The following is a 15,819-nucleotide window of genomic DNA, read 5'->3' as shown; positions in this document are numbered from 1 at the left end:
TATCATGGAATTAGCCAAGTCTTTCGAGCCTGCCGACATTGAACAGTTCTGGCGCAGCGAGTGGGAAGCGCGCGGTTACTACACCGCCACCCTCGACGCCGGCAAACCTTCTTTCAGCATCCAGCTGCCGCCGCCGAACGTCACCGGCACCCTGCACATGGGCCATGCTTTCAACCAGACCATCATGGATGGCCTGACCCGCTACCACCGCATGCTGGGCCACAACACCGCCTGGATTCCTGGCACCGACCACGCCGGCATCGCTACCCAGATCGTGGTGGAGCGCCAGCTGGACGCGCAGAAAGTCTCGCGCCATGACCTCGGCCGCGAAAAATTCATTGAAAAAGTCTGGGAATGGAAAGAGAAATCCGGTTCCACCATCACCGGCCAGATGCGCCGCCTGGGCGCCTCGCCGGACTGGAAGCGCGAATACTTCACCATGGACGCCGAGCGCTCCAAGGTGGTCACCGAAGTGTTCGTGCGCCTGCACGAGCAGGGCTTGATCTACCGCGGCAAGCGCCTGGTCAACTGGGACCCGGTGCTGGGCACCGCCGTCTCCGATCTGGAAGTGGTGTCGGAAGAGGAAGACGGTTCGATGTGGTACATCAAGTACCCGCTGGCCGATGGCAGCGGGCACCTGACCGTCGCCACCACCCGTCCTGAAACCATGCTGGGCGACGTCGCCGTGGCGGTGGACCCGACCGACGAGCGCTATCAGCCGCTGGTCGGCAAGATGCTGACGCTGCCGCTGGTCGGCCGCGAAATCCCGATCATCGCCGACGAATACGTCGACAAAGCTTTCGGCACCGGCTGCGTGAAAATCACCCCGGCGCACGACTTCAACGACTACGCCGTCGGCCAACGCCACAAGCTGGCCATGCCGTCCATCCTGACGCTGGACGCCAAAATCGTTGCTGACGCGCCGGCAGCCTACCGCGGCCTGGACCGCTTTGACGCGCGTAAAAAAATCGTCGCCGACCTGGAAGCCCAGGGCCTGCTGGAAGAAGTCAAGAAGCACAAGCTGATGGTGCCGCGCGGCGACCGTACCGGCGTGGTCATCGAGCCGATGCTGACCGACCAGTGGTTCGTTGCCATGAGCAAGCCGGCGCCGGAAGGCACGTTCAATCCGGGCAAATCGATTGCTGAAGTGGCGCTGGAAAAAGTGGCCACCGGCGAAATCAAGTTCGTGCCGGAGAACTGGAGCACCACCTACAACCAGTGGCTGAACAACATCCAGGACTGGTGCATCTCGCGCCAGCTGTGGTGGGGCCACCAGATCCCGGCCTGGTACGACGACGCCGGCAACATCTTCGTCGCCAAGACCGAGGAAGAAGCCAAGGCGCAAGCTGCCGCCAAAGGCATCACCGCGCCGCTGCGCCGCGACAACGACGTGCTGGACACCTGGTTCTCGTCCGCACTGGTGCCGTTCTCGACCCTGGGCTGGCCGGAAGAAACGCCGGACATCAGGGCCTTCCTGCCATCGTCGGTGCTGGTGACCGGCTTCGACATCATCTTCTTCTGGGTGGCGCGCATGGTCATGATGACCGCGCACTTCACCGGCAAGGTGCCGTTCGAAACCGTGTACGTGCACGGCCTGGTGCGCGACTCGCAGGGCCAGAAGATGTCCAAGTCCAAGGGCAACACGCTGGACCCGATCGACCTGATCGACGGCATCGGCGTCGACGCGCTGGTGGAAAAACGCACCACCGGCCTGATGAACCCGAAAGCCGCCGAGAAGATCGCCAAGGCCACCCGCAAGGAATTCCCGGAAGGCATCGCCGCTTACGGCACGGACGCGGTGCGCTTCACCATGGCATCGTATGCCTCGCTGGGCCGCAACATCAACTTCGACCTGGGCCGCTGCGAAGGCTACCGCAACTTCTGCAACAAGATGTGGAACGCCACCCGCTTCGTGATGATGAACACCGAAGGCAAGGACTGCTCGGCCTCGGAGGCCGACCTGTCGCAGGCCGACAAGTGGATCATCTCGCTGCTGCAAAAGGCCGAGCTGGAGGTGGCCAAGGGCTTCGAGGACTACCGCTTCGACAACATCGCCTCGGCCATCTACAAGTTCGTGTGGGACGAGTACTGCGACTGGTATCTGGAAGTGGCCAAGGTGCAGGTACAGAGCGGCACCGAAGGCCAGCAGCGCGCCACCCGCCACACCCTGCTGCGGGTGCTGGAAGTGGTGCTGCGCCTGGCGCATCCGGTGATTCCGTTCGTGACCGAAGCGCTGTGGCAAGCCGTGGCGCCGCTGGCCGGCAAGACCGGTGACTCGATCATGCTGCAACCGTACCCGATCGCCAACACCGCCAACATCAACGAATCGGCCGAGGCCTGGATGCAGCAGTTGAAGGCGCTGACTGACGCGACCCGCAACCTGCGTGGTGAAATGCAACTGGCGCCGTCGCTGCGGGTGCCGCTGATCGTCGAGCCGGGCAATGCCGAGGAAAAGGCGGCAATGGAAGGCTACGCGCCGTACGTGCAGTCGCTGGCCAAGCTGGCGGAAGTGCAGATCGTCGACGCGCTGCCGGATTCGCCGGCGGCCGTGGCCATCGTCGGCACCACCAAGCTGATGCTGAAAGTGGAAATCGACGTCAAGGCTGAGCGTGAGCGTCTGACCAAGGAGATCACCCGCCTGGAAGGCGAGATCAACAAGGCCAACGGCAAGCTGTCGAACGAAAGCTTCGTGGCGCGCGCGCCGGCCGAAGTGGTGGCGCAGGAGAAGGAACGCGTGGCCAACTTCTCGGCCACCCTGGCCAAGATGCGCGAGCAGATCGCCAAGCTGCCAGCCGCCTAACCAGTCATTCCGTCCAGCAGTCCGCAATCCGGGGTCAGGTCCGTCATTTCTACACGAACTCTGCCGTAGCAGTAAGCTACGGCAGAGTTCGTGTAGAAATGACGGACCTGACCCCGGAGTTTTATCAGCCGCTGCGGCGCTTGGATTGGGTGGTGTGGGGGGCCAGTACGAAGGTGCAGCTGAGCAGATGGTCGCGCTCCGCGGTGCGGGGATGGCTCATCAGCTCGCACAGGCGCTCCAATAGCTGGTTGGCTTCTTTCAATTCGGCCTCGCTCAGCCATGCTTTGTTGCGCCCTGCCCATAATTGACGCGACGGGCCTTCGGTGACTGGGTCCTCCGCTTCCAACGCCGTAACAAAGTCTTTTTCCGCCACTTGCATCAGGCCGCGGGCGAATTTGCGCAATGCCGTGATATGGCGCTCGCTGTCGGTTTTATAGGCCAGCCGCAATGGCTGCGATGGCCGGCCAGCCAGCTGGTAGCGGCGTTCGTCGCCATCGCCATCCAGCTCGGTGACAAGCTTGCCCTTGCAGAGCAGTTTCAGGTGGTAGTAGAGGCCGTCCGCATGGCGGCCTAACTCCAGCGCCAGCTCCGCCACGCTGCCCTCACCGCCAAGCGCAGCCAGTGTGTCGACCAGCTCCTGGCGGATCGGCGATGAGAGCAAGGTAATCAGCTCGGGATCACTGATCGCCCGGTAGTCAATTGTCATGATTTTTGCTGCCGTTGAAAAATACCTATATTATTTCAACAAACAACCACACGCAAGCGCATGCCAATGAAAACCAGATTGCTGATGCTGATGTCGCCCCAGTTCTGCGCCGCCGCGCTCGCAGGCCCGCTTCAAGAGGATGTGACATTCGTCCGCCAGACCATCGCCAACGAGCATCCCGACATAGCTTTTTCCACCAATCCGCAAACGCTGGACGCGGCACTGGCAACAATCGCCGCAACCCCAGACACGCTATCGCGCGACGAAGTCTGGCGCCGGCTGTCAACGCTGAATCCGCTGTTGGCCGACGCCCATCTTTTTATCGGCTATGCCGACTGGCGCGGCGACACCGTCGCGCACCTGCAAGCCGGTGGCGGTCTGTTCCCTTTGGAAGTGGAGATTGCTGGCGAAGGCAAGTTGCACGTCAAGGCGGCACTGGGCGGTGCCAAGAGCGATCTGGCCGGCGCTCGCATCACGGCCATCAACGGTGTCCCGGCCAAGGCGGCGATCGCCGCGGTGCTGCAACGGGCACATGGCGACACGCCGCTGTTCCGCGCGCATCTGGCATCGCAACGCTGGTGGCTGTATCACTTGAAACTGTATGGTGAAACGGCGCATTATCAGCTGGACTTGGAGCGCGACGGGCGGCACTGGCAAGTGACGCTGCCCGCCAGCACGCAACCGCCAGCCATCATGCGCGCCAACGATGTGCCGTTCCACTTCGAAATTCATCCGGATGGCAGCGCGACGCTAACGGCTGGCAGCTTCGATCACATGCTGAAGGAACGCCTGCTGACGCTGACTCAAGCAGCCTTCGAACAACTGCGCCAACAGCGGATTACCAGGCTCTACATCGATATCAGCGAGAACGGTGGCGGCGATGATGACTTGTGGCTGGATGGGCTGATGCCCTACCTCGCCAGCAAGCCCTACCGCACCGGCTCCACTTATACGAAGAAAAACGCCCGCGGCGAAATCCTGACCTGGCATCAGCCGCAAACCGATAAGCTGTACCAAGGCAAAGTGGTAGTCATAATTGGCCCCGCTACCTATTCCTCGGCCATTCTGTTCGCCAATGTGATGCAGGACTTCGGCTTCGCCACGCTGGCTGGCGTCGGCAATGCAGCGCGACGTACGCAATCTGGCGGCATCCGCAAGTTCACGTTGCCGCATAGCGGCCTGGTGCTATGGGTGCCGCGCTTTATCCTCGATCCGCCGGCCGCCAGCGCGCACCGCGCCACGCTGCTGGCACCGCGCTGATTACTGCGCCAGCAGTTCCGCGTAGCGCGGAAGGTCGATGTTGCCGCCGCTGATGATGATGCCCACGCGCTTGCCTTGCAGCCGCTCTTTGATCACGCGCGCGGCCGCCAGGCCCAGGCAGCCGGTCGGTTCCACCACCATTTTCATGCGCTCGGCAAAAAAGCGCATCTCGGCGCGCAACTGTTCATCGCTGGCCGTCAAAATATCATTCACATCGCGCTGGATGATCGGGAAGGTCAGATTGCCCAGATGCTGCGTCTGCGCGCCATCCGCAATCGTCTTCGGCGTATCGATGTGCACAATGCGGCCGCTGCGGAATGACTGCTGGCCATCGTTGCCCGCCTCAGGCTCCACGCCGTAAATGGTCGCCTTCGGCGACAACGCGCGCGTCGACAGCGCCGTGCCCGCCAGCAGACCGCCACCGCCCAGCGGCGCGAGCACAAAGTCCAGCGGCCCCACTTCTTCCAGCAATTCCTTGGCCGCCGTGCCCTGCCCTGCAATAACATCCGGGTGGTCATACGGCGGAATCAAGGTCAGCCCATGCCGGGCCGCCAGATCACGGCCGATCTGCTCGCGGTCTTCCTTGTAGCGGTCGTAAATCACCACCTGCGCGCCATAGCCCTTGGTGGCCGCCACCTTGGCCGCTGGCGCATCGTGCGGCATGACAATGGTGGCCGGCACGCCCAGCAGCCTGGCCGACAAGGCAATCGCCTGCGCATGGTTCCCCGACGAGAATGCCACCACACCCGCCTTGCGCTGCTCCGGCGTGAACCTGGCCAGCGCGTTGTAGCCGCCGCGGAATTTGAACGCCCCCATGCGCTGCAGGTGCTCACACTTGAAGAACACTTCAGCACCCAGCGCCTGGTTGACGGTGCGCGAGGTTTTCACCGGCGTCGCATGCGCCACGCCGGCGATGCGCTCCGACGCGGCAACCACGTCGGCAAAGGTAGGGAGTTGCAGTTCACTCATGATGTGGTTCCTGTGGTGGTTAGCGCGCGTCGTTGTACACGGTGGCGCGGGATACGTTGAGATAGGCGGCGACGATGTCCATCGCCCGCCGCACGTCGCTCAGGCCGGATTCTTTGAGTTCGCGCATCAGGGCCTTGCGCTCGTCGGCCTTCAAGGCGCGCGGCGTGGTGCCGAGGCGGGCCGCAAACTGGTCGATGCGCAGGCGGATGGCATCCGCCCCGCTCGGCCCCATGGTTTCGCTGACGGCCGCCGCCGTGTCCACGCTGCCGAATTGCGCCAGCATGGTGTTCAGGCTGCGAAACACGGTCAGGTCGACGTTCAGGCACAGCGCCGCCACATACTGGCCGCCGCTGTCCTTGATGCCGATCGAAGTGCTCTTGGCCAGCCGGCCGTCGGGAAAGGTGTTGGGGTAGTTGGCGATGACCTGCTCGAAGGCTGGATCGGCCGCTCGCGCCAGGCCCAGCTCGGTGGCCGGCGCACCCACGCTGCGGCCGGACAGATTGTTGTGGATGGCCAGGATGGCGTGTTCCGGCTCGGTCAGGTCGTGCAGCACCACTTCGCAGAACGGCGCCAGGGTTTTGCCCAGGCCGTCTGCGACCTGCTGCAACTGTTCAAGCAAATTTTGATGTTCAGATGTCTTTTGCATCTAAACATATTATCTTATTTTAGATTTTTTGTGTAAATCAAGGTCCAGGCTGGCGTTCTTGCCGGTTTTCTCTTGGCTCGGTTTGCATCACGCCGGGACTGTCAGACTGCCGGCTATCCGAACTGTTGCCGCCCAGTGCGGGCGCTGGCTTGCGTTCCGGACCGTGTGCGCGGCCGGGTACGCCGCCCTTGTCAACACCCTGGCCGCTGGTCGCACCTTCCGTACCGGAACGGCTGCCGGCAATGCCGTCCACCGCACCGGGGCCACCGATGGATTGATCGTGATGTGTGCTCATGGCGCTATCCTCCTTTAGGTCATCATAGAAAAGCCCGACCGGCACGGCCATCAGTCCGCATCCCTTGGCGCTGTAGGATTTTGGACGATAAGCTCTAATTTCGCGCCGCTGCACGTTCGTATAATCAGCGGACAACGATAACTTTTGGAGACAACCATGAAATTGCTCGCATTCATCGCCGCAGCGGCCCTGACCATGTCACCGGCCTTTGCCGACAATACCTCCCCGGCCGGCCTGTGGAAAAACATCGACGACGAGACCGGCAAGCCGAAAGCCTTGATCCGCATTACCGAAAACAATGGCGTGCTGAGCGGTCAGATTGAAAAGCTGTTCCAGGAAGCCAACGAAGACCCGAATCCGAAATGCGACAAGTGCGAAGGCGCACGCAAGGATCAGCCGATCATCGGCATGACCATCCTGTCCAATCTGAAGAAAGACGGCGATGAATACGCCGGCGGCGAGATCCTTGATCCGAAAAACGGCAAGGTCTACAAGAGCAAGCTGCGCCTGGCCGACGGCGGCAAGAAACTGAACGTGCGCGGCTACATCGGCGTACCGATGCTGGGCCGCTCGCAGACCTGGGTGCGCCAGGACTAATTGCGCTGTATTTTGTGACCGACGCCGCTGATGCGCTGCTCTGGCTCGCCGGTCGACCGCCAGTTGACGGTTTGCTGAATGCCCGCCACCACCATGACGGCTTTCGGCGCCAGCGTCAGGGCGACCTTGTTTTCCGCACCGTTCATTTCCAGGCTGGCGCAAGTGCCGGTCAAGGTGATGTTGTGCTGGGTGCCGTCGATGAACACGCGCCGGCCCTCGCACGGAAAGCTGCGCACATATCCATTCCCTGAAATGGCAATCTGATCCTTGTCGACCGTGATTTCGCCCACCGCATTGTCGGCCATGGCGCCGTGGGCGGTACACACAAGGACGCCAGCCAGGGCGATCGTTCGTAATGCGAGCATGCCGCCTCCCTCATCTGTTTAAGTTTCCGGCATTGTAGAAATTAACAGAAGAGTTCGGCGCACGCCTGCCATCATCAAGGCCGCAGGCCTTTGCCGGTGGCCGTCCAGTAGATGCCGCCCATCAAATGCGCCAGGTACTGCGGATCGCGGTACATATTGCCGTCGTGGCCGAGGGCCGTGACGAACACGCGGCCCTTCTCGGCGTAGTGATACCAGCTCAGCGGGTGATCCTTGCCCATGCCGTACGACACTTGCCCCGGCCAGATCTTGGTCGGGTCGTAGCTGCTCTCGTCCACGTTCAACACCGGGTTGATCTTGATCTTGTACGGATCGTCAAACACATAAAACTCGTCACTCCAGATCCAGTGGTCTGGCAGGCCAAAGGTGGCGGGGAATTTTTTATCGACCACATCCACCACGCCGGTCTGCAGCATCGGATGGTTGCCCGTGCGGCGGCCGATCAGCTTTTCGTACCATGGCCAGGTGTTGGGCGGAATGATCAGTGAGCGGTGCACCAGCATGGCGTTGCCGCCGGCCTTCATGTACTCCTCAAACTTCTTGCGGCGCGCTTCGTTCAGCTCCTCCGGCGGCGTGTTCAGGAACATCACGGCGGCGTACTGCTTGAGGTCGCCGTCGAAGACTTCCGGCTTGTTGGTGTAGGTCATCTCAAACGCATGCAGCTTGCCCAGCCGCTCGAAGCTTTCGCGCGCGATCGGGATGTACTCGTAGTGGTACTTGCTGGACATGGCCAGCACCAGGATCTTGTACTGGGTGTCGGCCTGCGCGCCCGACACCATCATCAAACCGGCCGCAGCGGCCAGCACCAGTTTCTTCATCGTCTCCTCCAGTAAAGTTAGCGCTAACATTTTTGTCATAGTCTAACCCAAGGTGATACGATTTGGTCAAATGAAAATAATTCTCAACTTCGTTGGTATCGTGGCGGTCATTCTGGGCGTGCTGGGCATTTTCCTGCCGTTGCTGCCGACCACGCCTTTTCTGTTGCTGGCATCGGCCTGCTTCGCGCGTGCTTCGCCGCGCATGCACAACTGGCTGCGCACCAACCGCGTGTTCGGTAAATACCTGCGCGATTACGAAAACGGCCGCGGCATTCCGCTGCGCGGCAAGGTGTGGATTCTGATTTTTATGTGGGGATCGATGAGTTATTCGATCTGGCGCACCGATCACCTCTGGGTGCGCCTGCTGATCATCACGGTTGGCGCCTGCGTCACCATTTATCTCACGCGCTTCGTGCCGACCATGCGTATTCCGCCAGCCCCTGCTGACGGCGAATGATGTTCATCAGCGTGCGCAGCGCCGGGTGCTTGTGGCGGCGGCTGCTGTAGTACATGTGGAACGGTTCGCCTTTGGCGGCGTGCTCCGCCAGCACCATGCGCAGGCTGCCCTGATTCAGTTCATCGGCAATGCGCTGCTCCAGCAGATAGGCCAGGCCCATGCCGGCTTTGGCGGCGGCGATGGTGGTGGCGGTGTCGTTGATGGTGATCACGCCCGGCACGCGCAGCCGGCGTCCCCGGCTGAGTTCCCATTTGTAGCTGGAGTTATCGCCCAGCAGCAGTTGCAGGCAAGTGTGCTGCGCCAGGTCGTCCGGATGCTTTAATGGCGCATGCGCATCGAGATAGGACGGCGCGGCGGCGATGACCCAGCGCTGTGCTTTGCTAAGCGGCACGGCAATCATGTCTTCCGGCACATAGTGACCGTAGCGGATGCCGGCGTCATAGCCTTCCGCGACGATATCGATCGGCCGGTCTTCCACCACCACAGTCAGCCGCACTTGCGGGCACTGGCGCGCGAATTCCGGCAGCGCCGGCGCGATCAGCAGATGCGCCGCATCGGAAAACACGTTGAGGCGCAGTTCTCCGAAACGGCCGCTGCCGGGGGCTTCCAGTCCGGCCAGCGCATCGCCAATCTTGTCGAAGCCTTCCTCGATGCGCTGCGCCAGCTCGCGGCCGACATCGGTAGGCGAAACGGCGCGGCTGGTGCGGTTAAGCAGCTTGGCCGACAACCGCTCCTCCAGCCGGCGCATGGCGTGACTGGCCGCAGACGGCGTCAAACCCAGCTGTATGGCCGCGCCCTTGAAGCTGCCGGCGCGCATGATGGCGAGGAAAACCCTGAGGTCGGCAAGGTCGACCCGGTCGAAAATAGACATGAATATGGCTCAATCTAACGATGAATCGTGTTCAACCTCAAATCTTACCATGCGGTGCTATAAATGCTGTCTTTGGAAAAGGACAAACTCATGAAGCAGAGAACATTCGGCCGTACCGGCAGCACTGTATCGGAAATCGGCTTTGGGGCCTGGGCCATCGGCGGCGCCTGGGGCGATGTCAGCAAGGAAGATGCCAAGGCGGCGCTGCACGCGACGCTGGATTCCGGCGTGACCTTTATCGATACCGCCGACGTCTACGGCGACGGCCGCTCGGAACAACTGATCGCGGAAGTATTGAAGGAGCGCGGTGGCGACAAACCTTACGTCGCCACCAAGCTCGGCCGCCGCCTGTCACCGCATGTGGCGGAGGGTTATAACAAGCAGAACCTGACCGCCTTCGTCGAGCGCTCGCTGGTCAACCTGCAGACCGATTGCCTGGATCTGGTTCAGCTGCACTGCCCGCCGCCGGCGGTCTACTATCGGCAGGAAGTGTTCGGCTACATGGACGATCTGGTTGCGGCCGGCAAGATCCGCCACTATGGTGTTTCGGTGGAAAAAGTGGAAGAAGCGCTGAAGGCGATCGAATATCAGAACGTGCAATCGATCCAGATCATCTACAACATCTTCCGCCAGCGCCCTGCCTCGTTGTTTTTCGCGGAGGCGAAAAAGCGCCAGATCGGCGTGATTGCGCGCGTGCCGCTGTCGTCCGGTCTGCTGACCGGCAAGATGACCGCCAACACCGCGTTCGCGGCAGATGACCACCGCGCCTTCAACCGCAACGGCGAAGCTTTCGACAAGGGCGAAACCTTCTCCGGCGTGCCGTATGCCGTGGCGCTGGAGGTGGTGGAAGAAATCCGCAAGCTGGTGCCGGCCGGCGCCACCATGGCCGAATTCGCGCTGCGCTGGATTCTGATGGAGGACGCTGTCAGCACCGTGATTCCGGGCGCGCGCAACGCGGCGCAGGCGCAAGCCAACAGCCGCGCCAGCGCACTGCCGGCCCTGCCGGCGGACACCATGGACGCGCTGCGCGAGCTCTACCGCAACCGCATCGCGCAGTACGTTCACCACAGCTGGTAATCAGCTGGCCTGCCTGGTCGGCATCACCACCACCTGCTGCAGGTTGACGTGCTTGGGCTGGTCGGCCAGGAAGCCGACCACCTCGGCCACGTCCTGCGGCTGCAGGAAGTCCATGGTCTGCGCCGCGCCAGCGAACCAGTCCTTGGCGCCCTGGAAGGTCCAGTGGCCTTGCAGCTCGGTTTCGGTGATGCCGGGTTCGATCAGCGAGACGCGGATATTCTTCGGCCCCAGCTCGGCGCGCAGGTGGCGGCTCAGGTGGCTGACGTAGGCCTTGGTGCCGCTGTACACCGCGAAGTATGGATAGATGTTCTGCGCCGCGATCGACGAGGTGTTCACCAGATCCGCCAGCGCGCCCTGCTCCGCGCTCTTGACCAGCTGCGGCACGAAGGCCGAGATTACACGCATCACACCAGTGACGTTGAGATCGATCTGGTGTTCCCAGGCGCCCATTTCGCGCGCTTCGACCGCCCCCGGCAGCATTACACCCGCATTGTTGAAGACCAGGCTGGCCGGGCCATAGGTCTGTTCCACCGCCGCCGCAGCGGCATCAGCCGAAGCCTGATCGGTGACATCCACCGCCAGCGCCAGCGCTTCGCCGCCGGCAGCCCGAATCTCGTTCACAGCCTGTTCCAGCACATCTTTACGACGCGCCAGCAAAGCGACCTTGGCGCCGCGTGCGGCCAGCAGTTTGGCGGTGGACAGGCCGATGCCGCTCGAAGCCCCGGTAATAACAGCAACACGATTTTGCATGGTAGTTCTCCTGTTGGGTTGAAAGACAGGTGAACTATAGCTCCGCCACCCCAACCAAAGTAGTGGCCAAATGCCGTTTCAATAGCAACTAAAAGTTGATATAAAACTGCTCGCTGTTCAACAGGCGTTCGACAGCGAAGTCGATAAAGCGGCGCACGCGAGCGGGCATGTCGGTCCGCTGCGGAAAATAGAGGTAAAAGCCCATGCGTGCGCTGACAAACTCGGTCAGCAGCGGTTTCAGCTTGCCCGCGCGGATGGCGGCGCTGGCGTTGATGCTGTCGATCTGACCGATGCCCACGCCGGACAGCACAGCGTGCATTTCGGTATCGGGATCGTTGCTGAGCAGGACCGGCCGCACGTGGTGGAACACAGTGCCGCCATCGATCTCGAATTCCCACGCCATGGGTTTGCCGCTGCCCGGCTGGCGGTAGGCGGTGCAGCGATGCGCCGCCAGATCCGACAGGCTGCGCGGCGTGCCGTGGCGCTTCAGGTAGGCCGGCGTGGCGCAGACGATTTGCTGCACCGGAAACAAACGGCGGCTGACGATTTGCGCATCGGGCGGATTGCCGCCACGGAAGCCGACATCGATGCGATCATGCACCAGGTCGGCAAAGCCATCTTCCTGGATCAGGTCGATCTGGATGTTCGGATAGCTTTGCTGAAACGCCATCAGCAAAGGCATCAGCACGCGGCGGCCGATGGAGCCGGACGCGGCCACGCGGATCAGGCCCTCATCCTCACGCGCGGCGTTACGGGCGCGGGCCAGCGCGCCGACCACGCCATCCAGGCTGGGCTTGATGGATTCCAGCAAACGCTGGCCCTCCTCCGTCAGCGAGCTGTTGCGGGTAGTGCGATGGAACAGGCGCACGCCCAGATGCTGCTCAAACTGACGGATGGTCTTGCTGACCGCTTGCGGCGTGGTGCCCTGCGCTTCCGCGACCTTGTTGAAACTGCCCAGTTCGGCAGCGCGGATAAAGGTCGAGATGGCGCGCAGTTCATCCATGTTTGCGTTTGGCCAGATGGCGGTCGAGGCTATTGGCGAAGTGCTGACGGTCGGCCTGGCTGAAGGCGGCGGGGCCGCCGGTGTCGACGCCGCTGCCGCGCAGCTCGTCCATGAAGGCGCGCATGGTCAGCAGCTGGGCGATGTTGTCGTTGGTGTAAAACTCGCCGCGTGGATTCAAGGCATGGCCGCCCTTCTTCAACACCTCCGACGCCAGCGGGATGTCGCCGGTGACGACCAGGTCGCCCGGTTCCAGCAGGCGCACGATTTCCTTGTCCGCCACGTCGGCGCCGGCCGGCACTTGCACCGAGCGGATGAAGCGCGATGGCGGCACGCGCAGCAGCTGGTTGGCCACCAGCGTGACTTGCATCTGCACGCGCTCGGCCACGCGGTAAAGAATTTCCTTGATGACGGCCGGACAGGCGTCGGCGTCCACCCAGATCTGCATTACAGATCGCTCCACAATTCGCCGTTGGGATTGGTGCGCGGCGGATTGACGCCGAAGTGTTTGTAGGCGGCAGCGGTGGCCACGCGGCCGCGCGGCGTGCGTTGCAGGAAGCCTTGCTGGATCAGGTAGGGCTCCAACACGTCTTCAATCGTATCGGCGGCCTCGCCGATAGCCGCGGCCAGGTTGCCGATGCCGACCGGGCCGCCGCCGAATTTGTACAGCACCGCTTCCAGCAGCTTGCGGTCCATGACATCGAACCCGACGGTGTCGACATCCAGCATCACCAGCGCGGCGTCGGCCACGGATTTGGTGATTTCGCCGTTGCTCTTGACTTCCGCGTAATCACGCACGCGGCGCAGCAGGCGGTTGGCGATGCGCGGCGTGCCGCGGGCGCGGCGGGCGATCTCGCATGCACCATCCTCGTCGATGTGCGCTTTCAGCAGTGCGGCGCTGCGGGTGACGATTTTGGTCAGTTCTTCGGTGGTGTAGAACTCCAGCCGGGCGACGATGCCGAAGCGGTCGCGCAGCGGGTTGGTCAGCATGCCGGCACGGGTAGTGGCGCCGACCAGCGTAAACGGCTGCAGGTCCAGCTTGACCGAGCGCGCGGCCGGGCCTTCGCCGATCATGATATCGATCTGGTAGTCTTCCAGGGCCGGATACAGAATCTCTTCCACCACCGGCGACAGGCGGTGGATTTCGTCGATGAACAAGACGTCGTTGGCCTCCAGATTGGTCAGGATGGCGGCCAGGTCGCCCGGACGCTCCAGCACCGGGCCGGACGTCTGGCGCAGGTTGACACCCATCTCGCGCGCGATGATGTTGGCCAGCGTGGTTTTGCCGAGGCCCGGCGGGCCGAACAGCAAGGTGTGATCCAGCGCTTCGCTGCGCTTGCACGCGGCGGAGATGAAAATCTCCAGCTGGTCGCGGATCTTGGCCTGCCCGACATATTCATCGAGATGCTTGGGACGCAGCGCGCGTTCGATCGCCTCTTCATTGGGAGAGGACGGCGCCGCGTCGATGATGCGCTGTTCGGTAAAATTGTCGGTCTGTATGCTCATACAGTTATTTTACCCTGCCTCGGCCATCAACTGGCCGGCGTTACTGGATGCCGAGACAGATGTACTTCACCACCAGATAATCGTCGATGCCATACTTCGAGCCCTCGCGGCCCATGCCGGACTGCTTGACGCCACCGAATGGCGCCGCTTCAGTCGAGATAATGCCGGTATTGACGCCCACCATGCCGCATTCCAGCGCTTCCGCCACGCGCCACACGCGGCCGATATCGCGCGCGTAGAAGTAGCTGGCGAGGCCGAATTCGGTGACATTGGCCTGCTGAATCACCTCGGCTTCAGTGTGGAAACGGAACAACGGGGCCAGCGGGCCGAAGGTCTCCTCCGTCGCCACCTGCATCTGCTGGGTGACATCGGCCAGCACGGTCGGCTGAAAGAACGAGCCACCCAGCGGGTGGCGCGCGCCGCCGGTCACCAGTCTGGCGCCCTTGGCCAGGGCGTCGGCAACGTGCTGCTCGACCTTGTGCACCGCCTTCTCGTCGATCAACGGACCTTGCGTGACACCCGGTTCCATGCCATTGCCAACCTTGAGCGCATTGACCGCGGCGGCCAGCCTGGCGGCGAAGGCGTCATACACGCCGTCCTGCACGTAGATGCGGTTGGCGCAGACGCAGGTCTGGCCGGTATTGCGGAACTTGGACGCCAGCGCGCCCTGCACTGCCGCATCCAGATCGGCATCGTCAAACACGATGAAGGGCGCGTTGCCGCCCAGCTCAAGCGACACCTTCTTGACGGTCGGTGCGCACTGCGCCATCAGCAGCTTGCCGACGGCGGTGGAGCCGGTGAAGCTCAGCTTGCGCACCAGCGGATTGGCGCACAGCTCGCCGCCGATGGCGCGGGCGTCGCCGGTGACCACATTCAGCAGACCGTTAGGCAGGCCGGCGCGCTGGGCCAGCTCGGCCAGCGCCAGCGCGGTGAACGGCGTGGCTTCGGCCGGCTTGACCACAATTGGGCAACCGGCGGCCAGGGCCGGGCCGACTTTGCGGGTAATCATCGCGGCCGGGAAATTCCACGGCGTGATGGCGGCGCAGACGCCGATGGCTTCCTTGGTCACCACGATGCGGCGGTCTTCCCATGGCGAGGGCAAAGTATCGCCGGCCACGCGCTTGGCTTCTTCCGCAAACCATTCGATGAAGGAAGCGGCGTAGGCGATCTCGCCGGAAGCTTCGGCCAACGGCTTGCCCTGCTCGGCCGTCATGATGGCGGCCAGGTCATCGGTATTGGCGATGATCAGGTCGAACCACTTGCGCAGGATAGTGCTGCGGGCCTTGCCGGTCCGGGTTTTCCAGCCGGTCCAGGCGCGGTCGGCGGCGGCGATGGCGCGTTGGGTATCCTCCACGCCCATCTTCGGCACCGTGCCGATCAGTTCACCCGTAGCGGGGTTGGTGACCTCCACCTTGCCGCCGTCCTGTGCGTCGCAGAAGACACCGTCGATAAAAGCTTGCTGCTTGAGCAGGCTGCTGTCTTTCAATTGCATCTTGTCCTCCTTATCCGGCTGCAAATGACCAGCTTAGCGCGGAAACCCATTTGGAGGCGCCCGAAATTCGGGGTCAGATACCGTCTTGAATAGCAAGGCCTTTTGACAGGTAATTGGGATCAAAAGGCTTGCCGGTATGTATCACGCCATAAATGAGGTGTGCGAGTTTATGCATGACGGCGCTGATCACGG

Annotated in this window: 17 protein-coding genes; 5 read left to right on the top strand and 12 right to left on the bottom strand. The window is 62.4% G+C overall.

Annotated elements, in window-relative coordinates; translation table 11 throughout:
- Positions 1 to 4 precede the first annotated feature (4 nt).
- On the top strand, positions 5 to 2,800 hold the full coding sequence (locus ABDW57_RS27865; RefSeq protein WP_343733397.1) for a valine--tRNA ligase: 2,796 nt from the start codon (positions 5 to 7) through the stop codon (positions 2,798 to 2,800).
- 124 nt (positions 2,801 to 2,924) lie between these two features.
- Here the strand turns inward: ABDW57_RS27865 and ABDW57_RS27860 are convergent, their stop codons facing one another.
- Complete coding sequence (locus tag ABDW57_RS27860) at positions 2,925 to 3,506, bottom strand: ArsR family transcriptional regulator (protein WP_343733396.1); 582 nt, start codon at positions 3,504 to 3,506, stop codon at positions 2,925 to 2,927.
- 66 nt (positions 3,507 to 3,572) lie between these two features.
- Here ABDW57_RS27860 and ABDW57_RS27855 point away from each other — a divergent pair, with 66 nt between their 5' ends.
- Positions 3,573 to 4,766 carry a S41 family peptidase gene (locus ABDW57_RS27855; RefSeq protein WP_343733395.1) on the top strand — a complete coding sequence of 398 codons (1,194 nt, stop codon included), beginning with the start codon at positions 3,573 to 3,575 and terminating at the stop codon, positions 4,764 to 4,766.
- On the opposite strand, the gene ABDW57_RS27850 is transcribed toward ABDW57_RS27855, so the two are convergent.
- From ABDW57_RS27850 to ABDW57_RS27840, 3 genes are read right to left on the bottom strand one after another with little or no spacing between them, the layout of a single operon-like run.
- On the bottom strand, positions 4,767 to 5,735 hold the full coding sequence (locus ABDW57_RS27850) for a threo-3-hydroxy-L-aspartate ammonia-lyase (protein ID WP_343733394.1): 969 nt from the start codon (positions 5,733 to 5,735) through the stop codon (positions 4,767 to 4,769). It abuts the gene before it with no gap.
- Positions 5,736 to 5,754: 19 nt separating this feature from the next.
- A complete protein-coding gene (locus ABDW57_RS27845; RefSeq protein WP_343733393.1) occupies positions 5,755 to 6,381 on the bottom strand; it encodes a PAS domain-containing protein in 627 nt (208 codons plus the stop codon).
- Between the two features lie 37 nt (positions 6,382 to 6,418).
- Positions 6,419 to 6,676 (bottom strand): hypothetical protein, encoded by a 258-nt coding sequence (locus ABDW57_RS27840; RefSeq protein ID WP_343733392.1) that lies wholly within the window; start codon positions 6,674 to 6,676, stop codon positions 6,419 to 6,421.
- 156 nt (positions 6,677 to 6,832) lie between these two features.
- Between ABDW57_RS27840 and ABDW57_RS27835 the strand changes: the two genes are divergently transcribed.
- Positions 6,833 to 7,273, top strand: coding sequence for a DUF2147 domain-containing protein (locus ABDW57_RS27835; protein ID WP_343733391.1), 441 nt, complete (start codon positions 6,833 to 6,835; stop codon positions 7,271 to 7,273).
- Here the strand turns inward: ABDW57_RS27835 and ABDW57_RS27830 are convergent.
- Both ABDW57_RS27830 and ABDW57_RS27825 read right to left on the bottom strand, forming a co-directional pair.
- Complete coding sequence (locus ABDW57_RS27830; RefSeq protein WP_343733390.1) at positions 7,270 to 7,638, bottom strand: DUF3060 domain-containing protein; 369 nt, start codon at positions 7,636 to 7,638, stop codon at positions 7,270 to 7,272. The genes ABDW57_RS27835 and ABDW57_RS27830 overlap by 4 nt on opposite strands.
- 74 nt (positions 7,639 to 7,712) lie before the next feature.
- Positions 7,713 to 8,474, bottom strand: a complete 762-nt coding sequence (locus tag ABDW57_RS27825) for a ThuA domain-containing protein (protein WP_343733389.1) — start codon at positions 8,472 to 8,474, stop codon at positions 7,713 to 7,715.
- 70 nt (positions 8,475 to 8,544) lie between these two features.
- Between ABDW57_RS27825 and ABDW57_RS27820 the strand changes: the two genes are divergently transcribed.
- On the top strand, positions 8,545 to 8,931 hold the full coding sequence (locus ABDW57_RS27820; protein ID WP_343733388.1) for a YbaN family protein: 387 nt from the start codon (positions 8,545 to 8,547) through the stop codon (positions 8,929 to 8,931).
- Here ABDW57_RS27820 and ABDW57_RS27815 read toward each other — a convergent pair.
- Positions 8,876 to 9,802: a LysR family transcriptional regulator gene (locus ABDW57_RS27815; RefSeq protein ID WP_343733387.1), complete on the bottom strand. Its 927-nt coding sequence runs from the start codon at positions 9,800 to 9,802 to the stop codon at positions 8,876 to 8,878. The genes ABDW57_RS27820 and ABDW57_RS27815 overlap by 56 nt on opposite strands.
- Before the next feature lie 90 nt (positions 9,803 to 9,892).
- On the opposite strand from ABDW57_RS27815, the gene ABDW57_RS27810 reads away from it, so the two are divergent.
- Positions 9,893 to 10,879 carry an aldo/keto reductase gene (locus ABDW57_RS27810; RefSeq protein WP_343733386.1) on the top strand — a complete coding sequence of 329 codons (987 nt, stop codon included), beginning with the start codon at positions 9,893 to 9,895 and terminating at the stop codon, positions 10,877 to 10,879.
- Here the strand turns inward: ABDW57_RS27810 and ABDW57_RS27805 are convergent, their stop codons facing one another.
- The 5 genes from ABDW57_RS27805 to gabD all read right to left on the bottom strand — a co-directional run bounded on the left by ABDW57_RS27805 (position 10,880) and on the right by gabD (position 15,627).
- Positions 10,880 to 11,629, bottom strand: coding sequence for an SDR family oxidoreductase (locus ABDW57_RS27805; RefSeq protein WP_343733385.1), 750 nt, complete (start codon positions 11,627 to 11,629; stop codon positions 10,880 to 10,882).
- An 88-nt stretch (positions 11,630 to 11,717) separates the two neighbouring features.
- The gene (locus ABDW57_RS27800; protein ID WP_343733384.1) at positions 11,718 to 12,632 is read right to left on the bottom strand and encodes a LysR family transcriptional regulator; all 915 of its coding nucleotides are present in this window, start codon (positions 12,630 to 12,632) and stop codon (positions 11,718 to 11,720) included.
- Positions 12,625 to 13,077: a YaiI/YqxD family protein gene (locus tag ABDW57_RS27795; protein WP_343733383.1), complete on the bottom strand. Its 453-nt coding sequence runs from the start codon at positions 13,075 to 13,077 to the stop codon at positions 12,625 to 12,627. Before ABDW57_RS27795 ends, ABDW57_RS27800 begins: the two co-directional genes overlap by 8 nt.
- Positions 13,077 to 14,135 (bottom strand): Holliday junction branch migration DNA helicase RuvB, encoded by a 1,059-nt coding sequence (gene ruvB / locus ABDW57_RS27790; RefSeq protein WP_343733382.1) that lies wholly within the window; start codon positions 14,133 to 14,135, stop codon positions 13,077 to 13,079. Before ruvB ends, ABDW57_RS27795 begins: the two co-directional genes overlap by 1 nt.
- Before the next feature lie 40 nt (positions 14,136 to 14,175).
- Positions 14,176 to 15,627: an NADP-dependent succinate-semialdehyde dehydrogenase gene (gabD, locus tag ABDW57_RS27785; RefSeq protein ID WP_343733381.1), complete on the bottom strand. Its 1,452-nt coding sequence runs from the start codon at positions 15,625 to 15,627 to the stop codon at positions 14,176 to 14,178.
- Positions 15,628 to 15,819 lie beyond the last annotated feature (192 nt).

Origin of the sequence: Duganella sp. (assembly GCF_039595735.1) — a bacterium.
Classification (GTDB): domain Bacteria; phylum Pseudomonadota; class Gammaproteobacteria; order Burkholderiales; family Burkholderiaceae_D; genus Rugamonas.
The sequence above is the reverse complement of the archived record's forward strand: the minus strand, read 5'-3'. Positions and strand labels throughout refer to the sequence as shown.

Excerpts from the sequence above, each read along its gene's own strand:
- ABDW57_RS27865 (WP_343733397.1), top strand. The coding sequence starts at position 5 with ATGGAATTAGCCAAGTCTTTCGAGCCTGCCGACATTGAACAGTTCTGG.
- ABDW57_RS27860 (WP_343733396.1), bottom strand. The coding sequence starts at position 3,506 with ATGACAATTGACTACCGGGCGATCAGTGATCCCGAGCTGATTACCTTG.
- ABDW57_RS27855 (WP_343733395.1), top strand. The coding sequence starts at position 3,573 with ATGAAAACCAGATTGCTGATGCTGATGTCGCCCCAGTTCTGCGCCGCC.
- ABDW57_RS27850 (WP_343733394.1), bottom strand. The coding sequence starts at position 5,735 with ATGAGTGAACTGCAACTCCCTACCTTTGCCGACGTGGTTGCCGCGTCG.
- ABDW57_RS27845 (WP_343733393.1), bottom strand. The coding sequence starts at position 6,381 with ATGCAAAAGACATCTGAACATCAAAATTTGCTTGAACAGTTGCAGCAG.
- ABDW57_RS27840 (WP_343733392.1), bottom strand. The coding sequence starts at position 6,676 with ATGAGCACACATCACGATCAATCCATCGGTGGCCCCGGTGCGGTGGAC.
- ABDW57_RS27835 (WP_343733391.1), top strand. The coding sequence starts at position 6,833 with ATGAAATTGCTCGCATTCATCGCCGCAGCGGCCCTGACCATGTCACCG.
- ABDW57_RS27830 (WP_343733390.1), bottom strand. The coding sequence starts at position 7,638 with ATGCTCGCATTACGAACGATCGCCCTGGCTGGCGTCCTTGTGTGTACC.
- ABDW57_RS27825 (WP_343733389.1), bottom strand. The coding sequence starts at position 8,474 with ATGAAGAAACTGGTGCTGGCCGCTGCGGCCGGTTTGATGATGGTGTCG.
- ABDW57_RS27820 (WP_343733388.1), top strand. The coding sequence starts at position 8,545 with ATGAAAATAATTCTCAACTTCGTTGGTATCGTGGCGGTCATTCTGGGC.
- ABDW57_RS27815 (WP_343733387.1), bottom strand. The coding sequence starts at position 9,802 with ATGTCTATTTTCGACCGGGTCGACCTTGCCGACCTCAGGGTTTTCCTC.
- ABDW57_RS27810 (WP_343733386.1), top strand. The coding sequence starts at position 9,893 with ATGAAGCAGAGAACATTCGGCCGTACCGGCAGCACTGTATCGGAAATC.
- ABDW57_RS27805 (WP_343733385.1), bottom strand. The coding sequence starts at position 11,629 with ATGCAAAATCGTGTTGCTGTTATTACCGGGGCTTCGAGCGGCATCGGC.
- ABDW57_RS27800 (WP_343733384.1), bottom strand. The coding sequence starts at position 12,632 with ATGGATGAACTGCGCGCCATCTCGACCTTTATCCGCGCTGCCGAACTG.
- ABDW57_RS27795 (WP_343733383.1), bottom strand. The coding sequence starts at position 13,077 with ATGCAGATCTGGGTGGACGCCGACGCCTGTCCGGCCGTCATCAAGGAA.
- ruvB (WP_343733382.1), bottom strand. The coding sequence starts at position 14,135 with ATGAGCATACAGACCGACAATTTTACCGAACAGCGCATCATCGACGCG.
- gabD (WP_343733381.1), bottom strand. The coding sequence starts at position 15,627 with ATGCAATTGAAAGACAGCAGCCTGCTCAAGCAGCAAGCTTTTATCGAC.